This is a genomic window from Pseudomonas mucidolens (assembly GCF_900106045.1).
Lineage (GTDB): Bacteria > Pseudomonadota > Gammaproteobacteria > Pseudomonadales > Pseudomonadaceae > Aquipseudomonas > Aquipseudomonas mucidolens.
Genome location: NZ_LT629802.1, coordinates 4421281 through 4443556, shown reverse-complemented (window position 1 = coordinate 4443556; position 22276 = coordinate 4421281). Strand labels below are relative to the sequence as shown.

The 22276-nt window shown below is 60.4% G+C and carries 13 protein-coding genes; 7 read left to right on the top strand and 6 right to left on the bottom strand.

What is annotated here, in order from left to right; translation table 11 throughout:
- Positions 1-36: 36 nt before the first annotated feature.
- Positions 37-267, top strand: a complete 231-nt coding sequence (locus BLU75_RS20425) for a hypothetical protein (RefSeq protein WP_084379711.1) — start codon at positions 37-39, stop codon at positions 265-267.
- The gene (locus BLU75_RS20420; protein WP_084379710.1) at positions 264-566 is read left to right on the top strand and encodes a cell division protein ZapA; all 303 of its coding nucleotides are present in this window, start codon (positions 264-266) and stop codon (positions 564-566) included. Before BLU75_RS20425 ends, BLU75_RS20420 begins: the two co-directional genes overlap by 4 nt.
- 2 nt (positions 567-568) lie before the next feature.
- Here BLU75_RS20420 and BLU75_RS20415 read toward each other — a convergent pair whose 3' ends face one another.
- Together BLU75_RS20415 and putA are read right to left on the bottom strand one after the other, a co-directional pair.
- A complete protein-coding gene (locus BLU75_RS20415; protein WP_084379709.1) occupies positions 569-2371 on the bottom strand; it encodes an acyl-CoA dehydrogenase in 1803 nt (600 codons plus the stop codon).
- 163 nt (positions 2372-2534) lie between these two features.
- On the bottom strand, positions 2535-6488 hold the full coding sequence (putA, locus tag BLU75_RS20410) for a trifunctional transcriptional regulator/proline dehydrogenase/L-glutamate gamma-semialdehyde dehydrogenase (RefSeq protein ID WP_090221548.1): 3954 nt from the start codon (positions 6486-6488) through the stop codon (positions 2535-2537).
- Positions 6489-6569: 81 nt separating this feature from the next.
- Between putA and BLU75_RS27535 the strand changes: the two genes are divergently transcribed.
- The 3 genes from BLU75_RS27535 (at position 6570) to BLU75_RS20395 (ending at position 9462) form a co-directional block, all read left to right on the top strand.
- Positions 6570-6773, top strand: a complete 204-nt coding sequence (locus BLU75_RS27535; RefSeq protein WP_231982583.1) for a hypothetical protein — start codon at positions 6570-6572, stop codon at positions 6771-6773.
- Positions 6774-6949: 176 nt separating this feature from the next.
- On the top strand, positions 6950-8434 hold the full coding sequence (putP, locus tag BLU75_RS20400; RefSeq protein ID WP_084379706.1) for a sodium/proline symporter PutP: 1485 nt from the start codon (positions 6950-6952) through the stop codon (positions 8432-8434).
- Positions 8435-8625: 191 nt separating this feature from the next.
- Positions 8626-9462 (top strand): 23S rRNA (adenine(2030)-N(6))-methyltransferase RlmJ, encoded by an 837-nt coding sequence (locus BLU75_RS20395; protein WP_084379705.1) that lies wholly within the window; start codon positions 8626-8628, stop codon positions 9460-9462.
- Positions 9463-9663: 201 nt separating this feature from the next.
- Here the strand turns inward: BLU75_RS20395 and msrA are convergent, their stop codons facing one another.
- The 4 genes from msrA to aceE all read right to left on the bottom strand — a co-directional run bounded on the left by msrA (position 9664) and on the right by aceE (position 17714).
- Positions 9664-10311, bottom strand: a complete 648-nt coding sequence (gene msrA / locus BLU75_RS20390) for a peptide-methionine (S)-S-oxide reductase MsrA (protein WP_084379704.1) — start codon at positions 10309-10311, stop codon at positions 9664-9666.
- 72 nt (positions 10312-10383) lie between these two features.
- On the bottom strand, positions 10384-13074 hold the full coding sequence (locus BLU75_RS20385; RefSeq protein ID WP_084379703.1) for a putative bifunctional diguanylate cyclase/phosphodiesterase: 2691 nt from the start codon (positions 13072-13074) through the stop codon (positions 10384-10386).
- Between the two features lie 339 nt (positions 13075-13413).
- On the bottom strand, positions 13414-15057 hold the full coding sequence (gene aceF, locus BLU75_RS20380; RefSeq protein ID WP_084379702.1) for a dihydrolipoyllysine-residue acetyltransferase: 1644 nt from the start codon (positions 15055-15057) through the stop codon (positions 13414-13416).
- A gap of 11 nt (positions 15058-15068) precedes the next feature.
- Positions 15069-17714, bottom strand: a complete 2646-nt coding sequence (gene aceE / locus BLU75_RS20375) for a pyruvate dehydrogenase (acetyl-transferring), homodimeric type (RefSeq protein ID WP_084379701.1) — start codon at positions 17712-17714, stop codon at positions 15069-15071.
- Positions 17715-18097: 383 nt separating this feature from the next.
- Here aceE and glnE point away from each other — a divergent pair, with 383 nt between their 5' ends.
- Together glnE and waaF are read left to right on the top strand one after the other, a co-directional pair.
- A complete protein-coding gene (gene glnE, locus BLU75_RS20370; protein ID WP_084379700.1) occupies positions 18098-21037 on the top strand; it encodes a bifunctional [glutamate--ammonia ligase]-adenylyl-L-tyrosine phosphorylase/[glutamate--ammonia-ligase] adenylyltransferase in 2940 nt (979 codons plus the stop codon).
- Positions 21038-21241: 204 nt separating this feature from the next.
- Entirely contained in the window at positions 21242-22276 is a 1035-nt protein-coding gene (gene waaF, locus BLU75_RS20365) for a lipopolysaccharide heptosyltransferase II (protein ID WP_084379699.1), read from the top strand.

The following is a 22276-nucleotide window of genomic DNA, read 5'->3' as shown; positions in this document are numbered from 1 at the left end:
TCGTCACCGCCCTTTTAAAAAGCCCGAGAAATCAAAATGTTAGAAACATCTCTCAGCCAGCTGGAACAACTGGTCAATGACCTGGTGCAGCAGAATCAACAACTGCTGGGCGCCAATGAGTCGCTCAAATCGGAGCTGGCCCTCGCCAAGGACGAGAACGACAGCTTGCAACTTAGCCTCATGGAACATGAAGAAAAGCAGGGCGTTACTGCCGCGCGGATTCAGGCGTTGGTTGAGCGCGTGAGCGCAGGTCCTGTCAGCGCATGAATCCAGGCACCGAGGGGATAAAGGTCGTTTCGATTCTCGGTGAGGATTACTCGATCAAGGCACCGGACGGGGAAGACAACACCCTGATGAGCGCCGTGACGATGCTCAAGGCGTCCCTGGCCATCACCAAGAAAAGGTACCCGACGCTGATCGGCGACAAACTGCTGGTGCTGGCGGCGCTGAACCTGTGCGCCGAACAGATTGAAATGCAGCAGCGTCACCAGCAGGAGCTCGACCGTTATCAAGAGCAAGTCAGCGCCACGGTCGAGGTGATCTCCAAGGCTATCGGCCAGCCTTAGAGCTAGAACCACTCATCCTGCATCCCCAGGCATGTATCGTCGCGTGCCTCGAGAAGTGCCAGTTCGTGATGGCAACCCGGTATTTCCCAGGTCAGGAAGTACCGGGCGGCCTGGAGCTTGCCCTTGTAGAAGGCGACATCGCCAGCGTTACCCTCGCGCAGCCCTTTTTCGGCGCGAATCGCTTGTTCCAGCCAGCGCCAGCCGATTACCGTATGCCCGAACACTTTCAGGTACAGCGCCGAGTTGGCCAGGCTGCTGTTGACCTTGCCGTGTGCCAGGTCGGTCAAGAGTCCGAGAGTGACGCTTTGCAAGCGTGCCACTAACTGTTCCAACGGTTCGCGTAACGCGCTGAGCGATGGGTATTTCTGAGCCCGTGCGCCGGTTTCGGCGATCAGGTGAATCAGTTGTTTCAAGCCCGAACCGCCATTCTGCGCGAGCTTGCGTCCCAGCAGATCCAGGGACTGGATGCCATGGGTGCCTTCATGGATCGGGTTCAAGCGGTTATCGCGGTAGTACTGCTCAACCGGATATTCACGGGTATAACCGTGGCCACCGAGAATCTGGATCGCCAGCTCGTTGGCCTTCAGACAAAACTCCGAAGGCCAGGATTTGACGATAGGTGTCAGCAGGTCCAGCAATTCGTGGGCCTGTTGGCGTCCGGCCTCGGTGTCCAGGGTCGTGGTGTCGTCGAACAGCCGCGCGGCGTAGAGCCCCAGGTCGAAGGCCCCTTCGACATAGGCTTTTTGCGTCAATAGCATGCGTTTGATATCGGCGTGCTGGATGATCGACACCGGTGCCGTGTTCGGGTCCTTGCTGTCGGGCAGGCGGCCTTGAGGTCGTTCCCTGGCGTATTCCAGGGAGTAAAGGTAACCGGCGTAGCCGAGCATCACCGCGCCCATGCCGACGCCAATCCGGGCCTCGTTCATCATCTGGAACATGCAGGCCAGACCCTGGTGAGGCTTGCCCACCAGATAGCCTACGCAGTCGCCGTTATCGCCGAAGTTCAGTGCCGTGGACGTGGTGCCACGCCAGCCCATCTTGTGGAACAGCCCGGCCAGCAACACGTCGTTGCGCTTGCCGAGACTGCCATCGTCGTTGACCAGGAACTTGGGCACGATAAACAACGAAATACCCTTCACCCCGGCGGGCGCGTCCGGCAGCTTGGCCAGCACCATGTGCACGATGTTTTCCGACAACGGGTGATCACCGCCGGAAATGAATATCTTGTTGCCCTTGAGTCGATAGGTGCCGTCAGGCGCGGGCTCGGCGCGGGTACGAATATCCGACAACGACGAACCGGCATGGGGTTCGGTCAACGCCATGGTGCCGAAGAAGCGACCTTCGATCATCGGTTGCAGGAAGCGCTGTTTCTGCGCTTCAGTGCCAAAGCTCTCGATCAGATTGGCCGCGCCCATGGTCAGGAACGGGTACGAGGTCGAAGCGGCGTTGGCCGACTGGAAGTGCGCAAAACAGGCCTGGGACAGCAGCGTCGGTAATTGCATGCCACCGACTTCGAAGCTGCGGGCCGCGTTGAGGAAACCCGCTTCGAGGAAGGCATCGACCGCCGGTTTCACTTCTGGAATCAGAATCGCCCGACCGTCTTCAAAGCGCGGCTCGTTCTCATCGCCCTTGCGGTTGTGCGGGGCGAAGAATTTCTCGGCGATGTTGCGAGCGGTGTCGAGGGCGGCGTCGAAGGTTTCACGGTTGTGCTCGGCAAACCGCTCGCGCTGGGTCAGGCCCTCGGCATCGAGGACTTCGTACAGCTCGAAAGCCAAATTGCGGGAACTGAGCAGCGACTCGGACATGGCGGCTTACCTGTGTGGGAATAGGCCTGAGTCTAAGTGCGAGAATAAAGGCTGGATAGCAAGATTGATTTGGGTGATGGAGGGGCAGAACAGAAGCGCAGAGTTGCAATGCGATCAATGTGGGAGCAAACCTGCTCCCACATTGTTTACCGCGTTTCTTCAGTTAGCCGATGGTCATGAGGCTGGCGTTACCACCCGCCGCAGCGGTGTTGACGCTCAGCGCACGCTCGATCACCAGGCGTTCCAGCGCAATGCCGGTCTCACCCGAAGACAGGCCGTGAACCCCGACAATGGCGCCGCCACGCTGGGCCACTTGTTGGCAAACCCCACGCAGTTGATCGGAGTCGCCGTGGTGCAAGACCGCGTCGAAGATCACTTCGTCTTTGGTCCAGTCGGCTACACGCTGGATCTTCGCTTGAATTTCCTTCGGCAAGCGTGTGAACAGTGCCTTGGTCAAGTCAGATTCCGGCCATACCGCCGAGCTACCCACGGCCAGTACAGCCGCCAGTTGCGCCAACAGGTCGCCTTCCACGTCCGCCAGGCACAACACGTGCTCGCGGGGCAGAATGGCGTAGCTGTTACGCTCGCCGGTCGGGCCAGCCAGTTGGCGGGTGATACCGCTTTGCGATTGGGCGGCGAACTGCACGCAGAGGGTGCTCAGGTCGCTGAACTGGTTGCTGTCGGCCCAGGTTTTCAGGGCTGTCAGCGGCTGGCTCATGGCGTCCCGCAGGCGTACATCCGGTGCAACCAAGGTGTCGGCGCGTACGAAGGATTGCTCGATCGCATCGGTAGGACGCGTCGACAACAGGCGGTACAAGTACAGCGGGCCGCCGGCTTTCGGACCGGTACCCGACAAGCCTTCGCCGCCGAATGGCTGCACGCCGACCACGGCACCGACGATGTTGCGGTTGACGTAGACGTTGCCGGCATTGACGTTGTCGATCACCTTGGCGATGGTTTCGTCGATACGGGTGTGCACGCCCAGGGTCAGGCCATAACCGGAAGCATTGATCTGGCCGATCAACTGGTCGATTTCCTTGCGCTTGTAGCGCACGACGTGGAGTACCGGGCCAAAGATCTCACGTTGCAGCTCGTCGAAGCTTTCCAGCTCGATCAGGGTCGGCATCACGAAGGTGCCGCGCTTGACTTCCTCGCTGTCGGCAATCGCCACCTGGTACACCGTGCGGCCTTTGTCGCGCATGCCTTGGATGTGCTTCTCGATACCGGCCTTGGCTTCGGCGTCGATCACCGGGCCGATGTCCACGGACAAGCGCTCAGGGTTGCCGAGACGGCATTCAGCCATCGCGCCCTTGAGCATTTCGATGACGCGATCAGCAGAATCTTCCTGCAGGCACAGTACGCGCAGGGCCGAGCAGCGTTGACCGGCGCTGTCGAAGGCCGAGGAAACGACATCGATGACCACTTGTTCGGTGAGTGCCGACGAGTCGACGATCATCGCGTTCTGGCCACCGGTTTCGGCGATCAGCGGGATTGGGCGGCCTTGTGCATCCAGGCGGCCGGCGACATTGCGTTGCAGCAGGCGCGCGACTTCGGTGGAGCCAGTGAACATCACGCCCTTGACGCGCTCATCGCCCACCAGGCGTGCGCCGACGCTTTCGCCCTGGCCTGGCAGCAGTTGCAACACGCCCTCAGGAATGCCGGCTTCCAGCAGCAGGCGCACGGCCTGCGCGGCCACCAGTGGCGTCTGCTCGGCAGGCTTGGCCAGTACCGGGTTGCCTGCAGCCAGTGCGGCAGCGACCTGGCCGCTGAAAATGGCCAGCGGGAAGTTCCACGGGCTGATGCAAACAACCGGGCCCAGAGGACGGTGCGCATCATTGCTGAAATCGTTGCGGGCCTGCACTGCGTAGTAACGCAGGAAGTCCACGGCTTCACGCACTTCGGCGATGGCATTGGCAAAGGTCTTGCCTGCTTCACGGGCCAGCAGGCCCATGAGTGGCTGGATCTCGCCTTCCATCAGATCAGCGGCACGTTCCAGGATCGCGGCGCGTTCGGCGGGCGGGGTGGCCTGCCAGATCGGGGCGGCGCTGAGGGCGCACTGGATCGCGTTGTCGACGTCGGCGACAGTCGCCTCCTGTACGTGGCCCACGACATCGCGGTGATCCGAGGGGTTCAGCACTGGCGATGCCACTTCATTGCTGGACTCGCAGCCCAGCATCGGCGCGGCTTTCCAGTTGTTGTGGGCGGTGGCCAGCAAGGCACAGGACAGCGATGCCAGGCGGTGTTCGTTGGCCATGTCGATGCCGGCCGAGTTGGCGCGGTCGCTGCCATACAGGTCACGCGGCAGCGGGATACGCGGGTGCGGCAGGCCGAAACCGCCTTCCAGCGTAGCCATTTGCTCGATGCTGGCCACCGGATCGGCCACCAGCTCCTGGATCGAGATGGATTGGTCGGCGATACGGTTGACGAACGAGGTGTTGGCGCCGTTTTCCAGCAGTCGACGTACCAGGTAGGCCAGCAGTGTTTCGTGGGTGCCGACCGGTGCGTACACGCGACACGGACGGTTCAGCTTGCCTTCGGAGATCTTGCCCACGACTTGTTCGTACAGCGGCTCACCCATGCCGTGCAGGCATTGGAACTCGTACTGACCAGGGTAATAGTTCTGGCCGGCGATGTGATAAATGGCCGACAAGGTATGGGCGTTGTGCGTGGCGAACTGCGGGTAGATAACTTCCGGTACCGACAGCAGCTTGCGTGCGCAGGCAACGTAGGAAACGTCGGTGTATACCTTGCGGGTGTACACCGGATAGCCTTCCAGGCCTTCGACTTGGGCACGCTTGATTTCGCTGTCCCAGTACGCGCCTTTTACCAGGCGGATCATCAGGCGGTGACGGCTGCGGCGTGCCAGATCGATCACGTAGTCGATCACATACGGGCAACGCTTCTGATAAGCCTGAATCACGAAGCCGATGCCGTTCCAGCCGGTCAATTTCGGCTCGAAGCACAGACGCTCCAGCAGATCCAGGGACAGCTCCAGACGGTCGGCTTCTTCAGCGTCGATATTCAGGCCGATGTCGTACTGCTTGGCCAGCAGCGTCAGGGACAACAGGCGCGGGTACAGCTCGTCCATCACGCGTTCGTACTGGGCGCGGCTGTAGCGTGGGTGCAGGGCCGACAGTTTGATGGAGATGCCCGGACCTTCGTAAATGCCGCGACCGTGGGAAGCCTTGCCGATGGAATGGATGGCTTGTTCGTAGGATGCGAGATACTTCTGGGCGTCGTGTTCGGTGAGTGCGGCTTCACCGAGCATGTCGTAGGAATAGCGGAAGCCCTTGGATTCGAATTTGCTGGCGTTGGCCAAGGCTTCAGCGATGGTTTCACCGGTAACGAATTGTTCGCCCATCAGGCGCATGGCCATGTCGACGCCCTTGCGGATCATCGGCTCGCCGCTCTTGCCGATGATGCGGCTCAGGGACGACGTCAGGCCTGCTTCGTTGTGGGTCGACACCAGTTTGCCGGTCAGCAGCAGGCCCCATGTGGCGGCGTTGACGAACAGCGATGGACTGTTGCCCAGGTGTGGGTGCCAGTTACCGGTGCTGATCTTGTCGCGGATCAACGCATCGCGGGTGCCTTTGTCCGGAATGCGCAACAGCGCTTCGGCCAGGCACATCAGTGCCACGCCTTCCTGGGATGACAGGGAGAATTCCTGCAGCAGGCCTTGAACAATGCCTGCACGGCCACCGGCGCTCTTCTGATTGCGCAGTTTCTCGGCAATCGAGGCCGCCAGCTTGTTGGTCGCTTCGGCCATTTCGGCGGGCAGGCGAGCCTGCTCGATCAACATCGGCACCACTTCCGGCTCAGGACGGCGGTAAGCGGCGGTGATCGAGGCGCGCAGGACCGATTGCGGCAGGATGCTTTCAGCGAACTCCAGGAAGCACTGATGGGCGTGGTCGGCCTGCACCTCGCCGGCGTCATCCATATCCTTGCTGCCCGAACCATTGAGCTCGGTCAGGGTTGCGCCACCCTCGAGTTTCTCCAGGTAATTGAAAATCGCCTGCTTGATCAGCCAGTGCGGCGTGCGATCAATGGAGGTCGCGGCCGCCTTGAGGCGTTCGCGGGTTGGGTCATCGAGTTTGACCCCAAGGGTGGTCGTAGCCATATTTTTATCCTCATGGGTGCCACTACCGCGTGGCATCAGCTGGCGGCAAGATTAGCTTTGCGCCGACACAGGTGCAACCGGGTGCAACCCAATTTGTCGATGAAATTCGCGCAGTTCGTCAGGAAAACGTTTTCACCCCGCGAAATCGGTAAAGTGCTGGTGTATTTACTTCTGAGTTCGGTTGTTTTTGCTCCGAAAAGGAGCAAAAACGGGCCGTTTGCCGAAAAACATCCTCAGGTGCAACTAAAACTCGCGAAACTGGTTGCACCTTATTTGCTTTGTTGAATAGCATTCGCGCCTAAGGTGCAACCGCCTGCAAGGGCAGGGTTCATCGGCTGATGGCTTTCCTGGGGAAACGTCAGTCATAAATGCGCGGCACGCAACTCCGTCTAACAAGCTACTCTTTTGTGGACGGACTGACAGGCCGCCGCTACATAAAAACAAAGCCAGGGCGTAACTCAATGAGCGTAAGTAATCCAACCCTGATCACATTTGTGATCTACATCGCGGCAATGGTGCTGATCGGTCTCATGGCCTATCGCTCCACCAATAACCTTTCCGATTACATTCTGGGTGGTCGCAGCCTCGGCAGCGTCGTCACCGCACTCTCGGCTGGCGCCTCGGATATGAGCGGCTGGTTGTTGATGGGGCTGCCAGGCGCCATCTACATGTCGGGCCTGTCGGAAAGCTGGATCGCCATCGGCCTGATTATCGGTGCTTACCTGAACTGGCTGTTTGTTGCCGGTCGCCTGCGGGTGCAGACCGAGCATAACGGCGACGCGCTGACGCTGCCGGACTACTTCTCCAGCCGTTTTGAAGACAAAAGCGGGCTGCTGCGGATTATCTCCGCGGTGGTGATCCTGGTGTTCTTCACCATCTACTGCGCTTCCGGCATCGTTGCTGGTGCCCGTCTGTTTGAAAGCACCTTCGGCATGTCCTACGAAACGGCGCTGTGGGCCGGTGCAGCTGCGACGATTGCCTACACCTTTATCGGTGGTTTCCTGGCAGTGAGCTGGACAGATACCGTGCAAGCCACGCTGATGATCTTCGCGTTGATCCTCACGCCGATCATCGTGTTGCTGGCTACCGGTGGTGTCGACACCACGTTCCTGGCCATTGAAGCGAAGGATCCGACCAGTTTCGACATGCTGAAAAACACCACCTTCATCGGCATTATCTCGCTGATGGGCTGGGGCCTGGGCTACTTCGGCCAGCCGCACATCCTGGCACGCTTCATGGCGGCGGATTCGGTGAAGTCGATTGCCAAGGCGCGTCGCATCTCCATGGCCTGGATGATCCTGTGCCTGTGCGGGACCGTGGCTGTCGGTTTCTTCGGCATTGCCTACTTCTCGGCGCACCCGGAAGTCGCGGGCCCGGTAACCGAAAACCCTGAGCGGGTGTTCATCGAACTGGCGAAGCTTCTCTTCAACCCATGGATCGCCGGTGTCTTGCTGTCAGCTATCCTGGCTGCCGTAATGAGCACCTTGAGCTGCCAGCTGCTGGTGTGCTCCAGCGCCCTGACCGAAGACTTCTACAAGGCTTTCCTGCGTAAGGGCGCGTCCCAGCTCGAGCTGGTCTGGGTCGGCCGGATCATGGTGTTGCTGGTTGCGTTGATCGCCATTGCCTTGGCGGCGAACCCGGAAAACCGTGTACTGGGCCTGGTGAGTTACGCCTGGGCTGGTTTCGGTGCGGCCTTCGGTCCAGTGGTCCTGATCTCGGTCCTGTGGAAAGGCATGACCCGCAACGGCGCACTGGCCGGTATTCTGGTCGGCGCGATCACTGTGATTGTATGGAAGCAGTTCGAGCTGCTGGGCCTGTACGAAATCATTCCGGGCTTCCTGTTCGCCAGCATTGCAATCTACCTCGTGAGCAAGCAGGGCGAGCCTACGGCCGGTATGGTTGAGCGCTTTGCCGCTGCCGAGAAAGACTACAACCTCAACAAGTGAGGCGTGTCGGCCGGCCTTGATGGTCGGTTGAACTGAAAGCGGCCCGCATCCCTGGGATGCCGGGCCGTTTTTTATGGGGTCGATTCGGCTGCTCACCCGTTCCATGGTGAAGGTGTGCACACCGCCGGGCATCCAGCCCTGCACCTTTGCCCCTGTAAAAGGTAAACTCCGCCCCCTGCGCAGGAGCAACCATGAACTATCGTCACGCCTTTCACGCCGGCAACCACGCCGATGTCTTCAAACACCTGACCTTGACCCGCCTCATCGCCCTGATGTCGCGTAAGGAGCAGCCGTTCGCCTATCTCGACACCCATGCCGGGATTGGGCTGTACGACCTGCAGGGCGACCAGGCCAACCGCACCGGTGAGTACCTGGAAGGCATCGCCCGTTTGTGGGGGGAGGCGGACCTGCCGGCGTTGACCACCGATTACATGCGGGTGCTGCACGAGATGAATCCGGATGGTCAATTGCGCTACTACCCCGGCTCGCCAGAGCTGGCACGGCGCCTGACCCGGCCTCAGGACCGTGTGTTGCTTAATGAAAAACACCCGGAAGACGGCGTGCTGCTCAAGGACAACATGAAAGGCGACCGACGGGTCAAGGTCCACCTGGGAGAAGGCTGGCATGTGCCACGGGCGCTGCTGCCGGTACCGGAAAAACGTGCCCTGATGCTGATTGACCCGCCGTTTGAAAAACTCGATGAGATGCAGCGCTGCGCCGCCTCCCTCAAGGAGGCCGTGGGGCGTATGCGCCAGACCGTTGCTGCGATCTGGTACCCGGTCAAGGACCAGCGCCTGTTGCGTCGCTTCTATCAGGACCTGGCCGGCACCGGTGCGCCGAAGTTACTGCGAGTGGAGTTGCTGGTGCATCCGCTGGACACACCCAACAGCCTGAATGGCTCCGGCCTGGCGATTGCCAATCCGCCCTGGGGTTTGGAAGAGGAGTTGCGTGAACTGCTACCGTGGCTGTCCAAGAAGCTTGGTCAGACCCAGGGCGGATGGCAAATGGACTGGCTGATCGCTGAGTAACTCAGCCTCTACTTGTATGGGCGCTTGCTGTGGCAAGGAGGCTTGTTGTGGCGAGGGGGCTTGTCCCCCCGTTGGGCCGCGAAGCGGCCCCAAATAGGCCCTACAGTACTTCCAGATAAACCCTGGAGCCTGGTTTCAGGGCCGCTTCGCGGCCCAGCGGGGGACAAGCCCCCTCGCCACAAAAAAGCCGCAAACACCGCGTCAGATCGGGCAGGTCACGCCTGTGCCGCCGATACCGCAGTAGCCTTGCGGGTTTTTCGCCAGATACTGCTGGTGGTACGCCTCGGCGAAATACACGGTCGGCGCTTCATCGATTTGCGTGGTGATCTCGCCTAGACCGGCTTTGCTCAGTTCTTGCTGATAGGCCTGCGCACTGGCTTGCGCCGCCGCCAGTTGTTCAGGGGTGGTGGCATAGATCACCGAACGATACTGGCTGCCGATGTCATTGCCCTGGCGCATGCCCTGGGTGGGGTTGTGCAGTTCCCAGAACATCTTCAACAGGTCTTCGTACTTGACCTTGGCCTGGTCATACACCACCAGCACCACTTCGCTGTGGCCGGTCAGGCCCGAGCAGACTTCTTCATAGGTCGGGTTCGGCGTGTAGCCACCAGCGTAGCCAACGACGGTGCTGACCACGCCGTCGCGTTGCCAGAATTTGCGCTCCGCACCCCAAAAGCAACCCAGGCCGAAGATCGCGAACCCTACGTCATCGAGGAAGGGCCCGAGCAGCGGGTTGCCATTGACGAAGTGGGTCTGTGGCAAGGCCATCGGGGTTTCACGCCCAGGCAACGCTTGTTCTTGAGTAGGCAGCACGTTTTTGTTCACCAGAATTTCCGAACGCAAGACCATGATCAGTCCTCTCAGTCAGATTGAGTAATGTGAATATTCAGACCGCCAGTGTGCCCGAGTGTTACGGCGATGTCAGGCGATTGGCCCGCGAGGATAGCGTCTGAGCTTGTCCAGCAACTCGGCGCCCGGGATTGGCCGGTCGAACAGGTAGCCCTGGCCGACGTCACAGCGATGGCGGCGCAGGAACGCCAGTTGCGCGGCCGTCTCGATGCCTTCGGCGACGACCTTGAGTTTGAGGTTATGGGCCATGGCGATCACCGCCGAGGTGATTTCCATGTCGTCCTGATTGTCCGGGATTTCATGGATAAAGCTGCGATCGATCTTGATGATATCGATAGGAAATTTCTTCAGGTAACTCAGGGATGAGTAACCGGTGCCGAAGTCGTCCATGGCCAGGGTCAGGCCGAAACTCTTCAACTGGTCCAGTTGCAGGCGCGTGTCTTCGGTAGCCTCCAGCAGCAGGCCCTCTGTCAACTCAAGCTCCAGCAGATTGGCCGGCAATTGTTCCTCCTTGAGGATGGTGGCGATGGACGCCACCAGGTCCGGATCGGAGAACTGCTTGGGCGACAGGTTGATCGCCACCTGCAAATTGCCCATGCCGGCGGCGCTCAGCTGTTTGCTCATGCGGCAGGCCTGGCGTGCGATCCATTTGCCGATGGGGATGATCAGGCCGGTCTCTTCCGCGACGCTGATGAACTGGTCCGGGCGGATCATGCCTTTTTCCGGGTGATTCCAGCGCAACAATGCTTCCATGCCCAGCAGGCGCCCGCTGCGCAGGCACAACTTGGGCTGATAGAACACGTCCAACTCGTTCTGGGTCAGGGCGCGGCGCAGATTGTTTTCGACGAACAGCTTGTAGCTGGCCTCTGCATTCAACACCTCGGTAAACACTTGCACCTGATGTTTACCGTTGGCCTTGGCCTTGTGCAGGGCCAGGCCTGCGTTACGCATCAGGGTTTGCGGGTCGCGACCGTGCAGCGGCGCGCAGGCCAGGCCCACGGAGCCGGTGACGCTGATCAACTGGTTGTCGACGAACATCGGCTTGTCCAGGGTCGCCAACAATTGGCTGGCCATCTGCTGGCCGGCCTCGAGGTCGGTGTCGTCCAGCAATACCGCGAACTCATTACTGGCAAACCGCGCCAGGCTGCCACCGGCGCTGAGGCTGTTGCGCAAGCGGCGGGCCAGGCTGATCAGCAGTTTGTCGCCGGTCTGATGGCCGAGGCTGTCGTTGATCCGCTTGAAGTTGTCGATGTCCACCAGCAACAGACTGATGGGGGCGTCACTGTCCCGGGCAAAGCGCTCATCCAGGTTGCGGATAAACGCCGGGCGGTTGCCCAGGTTGGTCAAATTGTCAGTGTAGGCCAGGCGTTCGATACGCTGCTGGGCCAGCTTGGACTGGGTGATGTCCTCGTAGATGCCGATGTAATGCGTCAGTTCGCGGTTGTCGCCATAGACTTTGGAGATCGACAACTGGCCCCAGTAGGGTTCGAGGTTTTTGCGTCGACTTTTGAATTCGCCTTGCCAGCTGTTGCTCTTGGCCAGGCTCGAGGGTGCGTCGAACAGCAGTTCGCTGAGGTTCTCCAATGCCGGCAGTTGTGCCAGGCGGTGACCATGGACTTCTTCGGTGCTGTACTGGGTGATCGCCGTAAAGCTGGGGTTAACGTATTCCACTATGCCGTCGCAGTTGACCAGCAAAAAGGCATTGGCGCTTTGCTCTACCGCGCGCTGGAACAAATGCAGGGCACTGGTGGCGGCACGGCGCTTGTGGTTGTTGATGACCTGGGCAAACTGGTCCGCCAGTTCGCCGGCAAAGGCAATCTCATCCGTCAGCCATTCCCGGGTGCTGCCGCTTTGTTCCAGGCACAGCACGCCGACCACCTGGCCATCGACGCGGATGCTGGCATCGAGCATGGCGTGAATATCCATGGGGCGCAGGCTTTCGACCATCTCCCGGGTGCGCGGATCCCGCGTCGCGTTGGTGGCGTCGATGGCCCGACTGGTTTGCAGCGCTTCCAGGTAATCGGGAAAGCCGCCGGCATCGATCGGTTCCGGCAGATGGTGTTGCTGTTTGGCCCGCTGGTAGGCCGAGATAGGCAGCAGGCGCTGGCCTTCCAGGTTCCAGAGGCTGGCGCAGTCGATCTGGTAAATGTCGCAGGCGCTGCGGGTGATCAGTTCGGCAGCTTCTTGCAGGGGATTGTTGGTGCAGTAGCGTTGCCGGGCCAGGAGCAGGATCAGTTCCTGCTGGGCACGTACTCGCTCCAGGTGTTGCAGTTGTTCCTGTTGCGCGCGCTGGTTGAGCTCCAGAGCGATCTGCAAGCGGCTGTTCTGGTCTTCAAGGTCGATCGCGGGCATCGGCGCGGAGCCGTTGAACAGACCTTCCACCACCATCAGGTAACCGCGCAGCAAATGGCGATTGTGCTGTTTGTAGGCTTCCCCCAGCTCCAGCACGCTCAATGGTCCGCCCTGGGTGTGCAGGGTATAGCGCACCAGGTAATGCGGACTGGCGCCCAGTTGCTGTTGAATGGTGTCATGCAGCTGGTAGCGGACTTGTGGCTCCATCAGGCTGGCATAGGGCGAACCGATCAGCGAACACAGCTCCACTGCGGGTAAACCGAACTGGCGTTCACAATTGGGATCAAGGTACAGCAGCGCCCAGCTTGCTTCATTCAGCCGCTCGAAACGCAGCATACCGAGGCGCGAAGGCACCGGTAATTGCGTCACGACCTCGGACGCCGTTCGGGCGACATCGGGTTGGCTTTTCATGGGGAGACTCGCTGGGAAAAATGCGTTCGAGCAGGGCTATCGCCCTCTGTGTTGCTGTCTACGGCAAGGTTGCATCATGCAGCACAGACTGACAAGTGAGGATGAAGGCTAAGTGCTATAAGGCTGTATCGGCCGTGCATCGGTTTTCTACAATTGGAGTGATGGAAGGGGTTGCTGCGCCGGTGTAGGTGCCATCGCTGCTGCAGCGGGAGTGCGCAGGTTCCGGCCATTGAACGGCGGGCAAAAAAAGCCCCGCCAATTGACGGGGTTGAGGTACGAGCGTGGCGCTCGGAAATCTTGAAACCGGGCCTTTCACACGGGTGAAAGACCCGTTGGGGCTTAAAGCAGGATGGTGCGGATGTCGTTCAGCAGGCTGCTCAGACGCTGGGTGAAGCGTGCGGCGGCCGCGCCATTGATCACACGGTGATCGTAGGACAGCGACAGCGGCAGCATCAGCTTCGGCTGGAAGGCCTTGCCGTCCCACACAGGCTGGATAGTGGCCTTGGAAACACCGAGGATCGCCACTTCCGGCGCGTTGACGATTGGCGTGAAGCCAGTCCCGCCAATGTGCCCGAGGCTGGAAATGGTGAAGCAAGCGCCCTGCATGTCGTCTGCGGTGAGCTTCTTGTCGCGGGCCTTGGCGGCCAGCGCAGCGGCTTCCGCAGCCAGTTGCAACAGGCTCTTCTGATCAACGTTCTTGATCACAGGCACCAGCAGACCGTCCGGGGTATCGACCGCAAAGCCGATGTGCACGTATTTCTTGCGAATGATTGCCTTGCCGCTTGGCGCCAGCGAGCTGTTGAAGTCCGGCAGTTCCTTGAGCAGGTGCGCGCAGGCCTTGAGCAGCAGTGGCAACACGGTCAGCTTGACGCCAGCCTTCTCGGCCACGGCTTTCTGCGCGATGCGGAAGGCTTCCAGGTCGGTGATGTCGGCCTGGTCGAACTGAGTCACGTGCGGAATGTTCAGCCAGCTGCGGTGCAGGCTCGACGCGCCGATTTGCATCAGGCGGGTCATCGGCACTTCTTCGGTTTCGCCGAAACGGCTGAAGTCCACAACCGGGATCGGCGGAATGCCCGCTCCGCCGGTAGCGCCACCGGCCGCCGGGGCGTCCTTGGCTTTTTGCATCATGGATTTGACGTAAACCTGCACGTCTTCCTTGAGTACGCGACCGTGAGGGCCGGAAGCCGATACGGCGCTCAGTTCGACGCCGAATTCACGGGCCAGTTGGCGCACGGCCGGACCGGCGTGAACCTTGGCACCGCTTGGCGCTGGTACGGCAGCAGGGGCCGCTGCTGTCTCGGCTTTTGCGGCAGGCGCAGGTGCGGCGGCGGCCGGTGCAGCTTCAGCCTTGGCGGCAGGTGCCGCGGCGGCAGGAGCTTTTGCCGCAGCAGGCGCAGCGCCTTGTACCTTCAACTTGAGGATGAAATCGCCAGTGCCGACTTCGTCTTCCAGCTTGACCGCGATGCTTTCCACCACGCCGGCAGCCGGCGAAGGGATTTCCATGGAGGCCTTGTCGGATTCCAGGGTGATCAGCGACTGGTCGGCCTCGACGGTGTCGCCGACCTTGACCAACAGCTCGATGATCTTGGCCTTGCCCGACGAGCCGATGTCCGGAACGTGAATGTCCTGGACCGTCGCTTCAGCCGGCGCAGCGGCCGCTGGGGCCTCTGCGGCAGCCGGTTTTTCGGCGGCGGCAGGGGCTGGAGCGGCGGCGGCAGGTGCTGCAGCCTCAGGCGCCGCAGCCGCGGCGCCTTCGATTTCCAGTTCGAGCAGTTCGTCGCCTTCTTTCAGGCGATCGCCCAGCTTCACTTTCAGGCTCTTGACCACGCCGGCCTTGGGAGCAGGGATTTCCATGCTCGCCTTGTCCGACTCCAGCGTCAGGATGCTCTGGTCGGCTTCGACAGTGTCGCCGACCTTCACAAACAGCTCGATTACTTCACCTTCACCGCTGCCGATGTCAGGTACGCGAATGAGTTCGCTCACAAAAAATCTCCTCAGCAGTCCAGTGGGTTGCGTTTTTCCGGGTTGATCCCGAACTTGACGATAGCGTCAGCCACCACCTTGGGTTCGATCTCACCACGGTCAGCCAAGGCTTCCAGGGCTGCCAACACCACGAAGTGACGGTCGACTTCGAAGAAGTGACGCAGCTTCTTGCGGCTGTCACTGCGGCCGAAACCGTCGGTGCCCAGGACTTTGAATTCCTTGGACGGGACCCACTGGCGAATTTGTTCAGCAAACAGTTTCATGTAGTCGGTGGATGCAATCACCGGACCTTTACGGCCAGTCAGGCATTCCTCGACGTAGCTCAGTGCTGGCTTCTGACCTGGATGCAGACGGTTGTTGCGTTCTACTGCCAGGCCGTCGCGACGCAGTTCGTTGAAGCTGGTGACACTCCATACGTCAGCACCGACGTTGAACTCTTCACGCAGGATCTTCGCCGCTTCACGGACTTCACGCAGGATGGTGCCGGAGCCCATCAACTGCACGTGGTGCGCCGCTTCCTTGGTGTCTTCTTCGAGCAGATACATGCCCTTTATGATGCCTTCCTCTACGCCGGCCGGCATGGCTGGCTGCTGGTAAGACTCGTTCATCACGGTGATGTAGTAGAAAACGTCCTGCTGCTCTTCGGTCATCTTCTTCATGCCGTCCTGAATGATCACCGCCAGCTCGTAGCCGTAGGTTGGATCAAAGGTGCGGCAGTTCGGAATGGTGGCAGCCAGGATGTGGCTGTGACCGTCTTCGTGTTGCAAGCCTTCGCCGTTCAGCGTGGTCCGGCCGGCAGTACCGCCGATCAGGAAGCCACGGGTACGGCTGTCGCCTGCTGCCCAAGCCAGGTCGCCGATACGCTGGAAGCCGAACATCGAGTAGAAGATGTAGAACGGCAGCATCGGCTGGTTGTGGCTGGAGTACGAAGTGCCGGCAGCGATGAAGGAGCTCATGGCGCCCGCTTCGTTGATGCCTTCTTCGAGGATCTGGCCCTTCTTGTCTTCCTTGTAGAACATCACCTGGTCTTTATCGACCGGATCGTAGAGCTGGCCGACGGAGGAGTAGATGCCCAACTGACGGAACATGCCTTCCATACCGAAGGTACGGGCTTCGTCCGGGATGATCGGGACAATGCGCGAACCGATTTCCTTGTCCTTGACCAATTGCGCGAGGATCCGCACGAAGGCCATGGTGGTGGAGATTTCACGGTCGCCCGAGCCGTCCAGGATAGCCTTGAGGGTATCGAGTGGCGGGGTCGGAATGCTCATGCTCTTGGCGCGGCGTTGCGGCACGAAACCGCCCAGTGCAGTGCGGCGCTCGCTGAGGTAGCGGGCTTCGGCGCTGTTTGGCTCAGGCTTGAAGAACGGCAGGTTTTCCAGCTCTTCGTCCTTGACCGGGATGTCGAAGCGGTCACGGAACAACTTCAGGCTGTCGACATCGACTTTCTTGGTGTTGTGCGCAGTGTTTTTCGCTTCGCCGGCCCCGGTGCCATAACCCTTGATGGTCTTGGCCAGGATGACGGTCGGTTGTTCTTTGTGGTTGACCGCTTCGTGGTACGCCGCGTAGACCTTGTACGGGTCGTGGCCGCCACGGTTGAGTTTCCAGATTTCCTCGTCGGACAAATCAGCAACCATCGCCTTGAGTTCAGGCGTGTTGAAGAAGTGTTCACGTACGAACGCGCCGTCTTTGGCTTTGTAGTTCTGGTATTCGCCGTCGATGACTTCGTCCATGCGACGTTGCAGGATGCCGTCGACGTCCTTGGCCAGCAGTGGGTCCCAGAAACGGCCCCAGATGACTTTGGTCACGTTCCAGTGAGCGCCGCGGAACACGCCTTCGAGTTCCTGGATGATCTTGCCGTTGCCGCGAACCGGGCCGTCGAGGCGCTGCAGGTTGCAGTTGATGACAAAGATCAGGTTGTCCAGCTTCTCGCGGCCAGCCAGGGAGATGGCGCCCAGGGATTCCGGCTCGTCGCACTCGCCGTCGCCCAGGAAGCACCAGACTTTCTGCTTGCCTTCAGGGATGAAGCCACGGGCTTCCAGGTACTTCATGAAGCGTGCCTGGTAGATCGCTTGAATAGGGCCCAGACCCATGGACACGGTCGGGAACTGCCAGAAGTCAGGCATCAGCCAAGGGTGCGGGTAGGACGACAGGCCCTGACCGTCGACTTCCTGGCGGAAGTTGTTCATTTGATCTTCAGAGATGCGACCTTCCATGAACGCACGGGCGTAAACGCCTGGCGAGGTGTGGCCCTGGAAGTAGATCAGGTCGCCGCCATGTTCCTCGGTCGGGGCCTGAAAGAAGTAGTTGAAGCCGATGTCATACAGGGTTGCGCTGGAGGCGAAGCTGGAGATGTGACCGCCCAGGTCAGAATCTTTCAAGTTCGTGCGCATTACCATGGCCATCGCATTCCAGCGTACCAGCGAGCGAATGCGGCGTTCCATGAACAGGTCGCCAGGCATGCGTGCTTCGTGGGTAACTGGGATGGTGTTGCGGTATGGCGTGGTGATGGCGTAAGGCAATTGCGAGCCGCTGCGGGTCGCGAGTTCACCCATACGGGTCATCAGATAGTGAGCACGGTCTTCGCCTTCTTTGTCGAGAACCGATTCCAGGGCGTCCAGCCATTCCTGGGTTTCGACGGGATCGAGGTCTTGCATGGCTTGCTCCAGGGCGGAAAGGCTACCAGAATCGGTTGCCTGAAGTTTGCGACTGGCCTTGTGGGCAGACGACATAAATTCTTGGATGGCCGGAGGTTGTTCCGGCGTCCTGTAGTTTTACTACAAATCGTCGACCATTTCAGCCTTTCGAATGTATATACGAGTAGTAAAACTACACAAGACCGAGGTGATTGCTCGGTCTTGCTGGTGAGCATAATCGTTATTGTTGATCTTTTGCGAACAAGAAAAGGTAGAGAGTTAATGTTACCTGCCAAAAAATATAAATTTTCAGCTATTTCTAACTTTTGTTCGACAGTGCTCCATCAAGCGCACTTCTTGCGTTCACTGCCGCAAGCCATTTACGCGCCGAACAAGGATAGACCATGAGCCTTCCCATGCTCGCCGAACTGCCGGCCATTCTCAAACCATTTATCAGCCGGGCCGAACAGTCGTTCCGCGCCGCCGTGGCGCAATTGGATGATGATCATGGCCTCTGCGACTGGACTGCACAACGCTGGGCTGACTTCGCTCGGGTGTGCGCTGCCAGTGACTTCGTCATTGAACAGAGTGTTCGTGACCCTTTGATGTTGCTCGAGTTGGTCGCCGGGGGCGAGCTGGATCGCGGCTTTGCGCCCACAGAGCTGTGCGGGCAGCTTGCCACCGCCGTGCAGCAAGCCGAAACCGAAGATGAGTTGGGGCGTGTCCTGCGTCGTCAGCGCACACGCCAGCAAGTACGCATCATTTGGCGCGACCTGACCCGACAGGCGGACCTGATCCAGACGTGCCGCGATCTGTCCGACATGGCCGACGCCAGCATCGACCAGGCGTATCACTGGCTGTACCAGCGTCACTGTGAGCAGTTCGGCACGCCCACCGGTCGACGCAGCGGCGAGCCGCAACATATGGTCATTCTCGGCATGGGCAAGCTCGGCGCGGTGGAGCTGAACCTGTCGTCCGACATCGACCTGATCTTCGCCTACCCCGAAGGCGGCGAAACCGTGGGCGTCAAGCGCGCCCTGGATAACCAGGAGTTTTTTATTCGCCTGGGTCAGAAGCTGATCAAGGCCCTGGACCCAATGACCGTCGACGGTTTCGTGTTTCGTGTCGACATGCGTCTGCGACCTTACGGCTCGGCCGGGGCGCTGGTGCTCAGCTTCAATGCGCTGGAGCAGTATTACCAGGATCAGGGCCGCGACTGGGAACGCTACGCCATGATCAAGGCGCGGGTGGTCGCCGGTGACCAAGTGGCCGGCGCGCAATTGCTTGACCTGCTGCGACCTTTTGTCTACCGGCGCTATCTGGATTTTTCCGCGATTGAAGCGCTGCGTACCATGAAGCAGCTGATCCAGCAGGAAGTGCGGCGCAAGGGCATGGCCGACAACATCAAGCTGGGTTCCGGTGGGATTCGCGAGGTTGAGTTTATCGCCCAGGCGTTTCAATTGATTCACGGCGGGCGTGACCTCAGCCTGCAGCAGCGTCCCTTATTGAAGGTGCTGAGCACGCTTGAAGGTCAGGGCTATTTGCCCCCGGCGGTGATTGCCGAGTTACGCAGCGGGTATGAATTTCTGCGTTACACCGAACACGCGATCCAGGCCATCGCCGACCGCCAGACACAAATGCTCCCCGATGGCGCTGAAGATCAGGCGCGCATTGCCTTCATGATGGGGTTTGCGGACTGGAGCGCGTTCCATGAGCAGTTGATGTACTGGCGTGGCCGGGTCGACTGGCATTTCCGTCAGGTGATCGCCGACCCTGATGAAGAGGAAGGTGAAGAAAGCGAACTGGTGGTGGGCGGTGAGTGGCTGCCGTTGTGGGAAGAGTCCCAGGACGAAGAGGCCGCGTGCCGACAACTGCAGGAAGGCGGATTCAAGGATGCGCCTAAAGCCCTGAAAACCCTGGCTGGATTGCGCGGCAGCTCCCAACTGCGCTCGATGCAACGCCTCGGGCGCGAGCGCCTGGACGCGTTTATCCCACGGTTATTGGCCCAGGCGGTCGAGCACGCCGACCCGGATCTGGTACTGGAGCGCGTGCTGCCGCTGGTGGAAGCGGTCGCCCGACGTTCCGCTTATCTGGTGTTGTTGACGGAAAATCCTGACGCCCTGCGTCGGCTGTTGACCCTGTGTGCGGCGAGCCCGTGGATCGCTGAGCAGATCACCCGCTTCCCGCTGTTGCTTGACGAGTTGCTCAACGAAGGCCGGCTGTTCAAGCCGCCCCAGGCGCCGGAGCTGGCCGCCGAACTGCGCGAGCGCCTGACGCGGATTCCCGAGGACGATCTCGAACAGCAGATGGAAGCCTTGCGCCATTTCAAGCTGGCTCACCGCTTGCGTGTGGCCGCGTCGGAAATTGCCGGCAGTCTGCCGTTGATGAAAGTCAGTGATTACCTGACCTGGCTTGCCGAAGCGATTCTCGAGCAAGTGCTGGCGCTGGCCTGGCGCCAGACCGTCGCCCGTCACGGCGCGCCGCTGCGAATGGATGGCACGCTGTGCGATCCCGGCTTCATCATTGTCGGTTATGGAAAAGTCGGCGGCATCGAACTGGGGCATGGTTCAGACTTGGACCTGGTGTTTATCCACGACGGTGATCCACAGGCGGAAACCGACGGCGCCAAGCCGATCGACGGTGCGCAATTCTTCACCCGCCTGGGGCAGCGGATCATCCACTTGCTGACCACCCAGACCAACTCCGGGCAACTCTACGAAGTGGATATGCGTCTGCGACCGTCCGGCGCGTCCGGGTTGTTGGTGAGTTCGCTGGGCGCGTTCGCCCGCTATCAAGAGAATGAGGCCTGGACCTGGGAACACCAGGCCCTGGTCCGCGCGCGGGTGTTGGTGGGCAGCCAGGATGTCGGTCGGGCATTTGAAGAGGTGCGGGCGCGGGTGTTGGGGCGTGGGCAGGACCTGGCGAAGCTGCGCCAGGAGGTCAGCGAGATGCGTGCCAAGATGCGCGGCAGCCTGGGGACCAAGTCCACGGCGGCGGGAACGGCGGCGAATGCCTTCGAGCCGACGGTGTCGTTCGACCTCAAGCAGGACGCCGGAGGTATCGTCGATATTGAATTTATGGTGCAATACGCGGCTTTGGCGTGGTCTGCGCAACATCCAACGTTGCTGCGCTACACCGACAACATTCGCATTCTGGAAGGCCTGGAGCAGGTCGGGCTGATGCCCGCCGCCGATGCTCACCTGCTGCGCGAGGTGTATAAGTCTTACCGCTCGGCTGCCCATCGTCAGGCCTTGCAAAACGAGGCTGGGGTGGTTGCCGGTGACCAGTTCGTGGACGAACGGCGCCAAGTGAAGCGAATTTGGCATGCGTTGGGGTTAAGCTGACGTTCGATTAATTGAGCGACGCCAATCTAATGTGGAAATCGGCTTTATGTGGGAGCGGGCTTGCTCGCGATGCAGGTGCTGCGGTCTCTCTGCCAGACCGGGGTGATGCTGTCGCGAGCAAGCCCGCTCCCACAAAAAGCCCGATCCACAGTAATTATCGATGCGGGGAGGCATGAGCCTCCCCGCATCGTTTGTGGAAACTACATGAATATTCTGATCGTTGGGCCCAGTTGGGTCGGTGACATGGTGATGGCGCAGACACTGTTTCAGTGTCTGAAACAACGTCATCCCGACTGCCAGATCGACGTGCTCGCCCCCGAGTGGAGCCGTCCGATCCTGGAGCGCATGCCTGAAGTGCGTCAGGCCTTGAGCTTTCCGCTGGGCCATGGCGCCCTGGAACTGGCGACCCGTCGACGCATCGGCAAATCCCTGGGCGGCCAGTACGATCAAGCGATCCTGCTGCCCAACTCGATGAAATCGGCGTTGGTGCCGTTTTTCGCCGGCATCCCCAAGCGTACCGGCTGGCGCGGCGAGTTTCGTTATGGCCTGCTCAACGATGTGCGCAAGCTCGACAAGGCTCGTTACCCGCTGATGATCGAGCGCTTCATGGCCCTGGCCTACGCGCCGGGCGCCGAATTGCCTGCGACGTACCCGCGCCCCAGCCTGCAAATTGATCCGGTTTGCCGCGACGCAGCCTTGGCCAAGTTCGGCCTGAGCCTCGATCGGCCGGTGCTGGCGCTGTGTCCGGGGGCCGAGTTTGGTGAGTCCAAGCGCTGGCCGTCGGAGCATTACGCGAAAGTCGCCGAGATGAAAATCCGCGAGGGCTGGCAGGTCTGGTTGTTCGGTTCGAAAAACGATCATTCGGTGGGAGAAGATATCCGCCAGCGCCTGATCCCCGGTTTGCGCGAAGAGGCCGTCAACCTCAGCGGCGATACGTCGCTGGCCGAGGCCATCGACCTGATGTCCTGCGCGGATTCGGTGGTGTCCAACGATTCCGGCCTGATGCACGTGGCGGCCGCGCTGAACCGTCCGCTGGTGGCGGTCTATGGCTCCACGTCTCCCGGTTTCACGCCGCCGTTGGCCGACAAGGTCGAAGTGGTACGCCTGGGCCTGGAATGCAGTCCGTGCTTTGACCGCACCTGCCGCTTTGGCCACTACAACTGCCTGCGTCAGTTGCTGCCACAGTCTGTGGCTGATGCCTTGCAGCGGTTGCAAGGCTCCGTGGTCGAGGTTCACTGA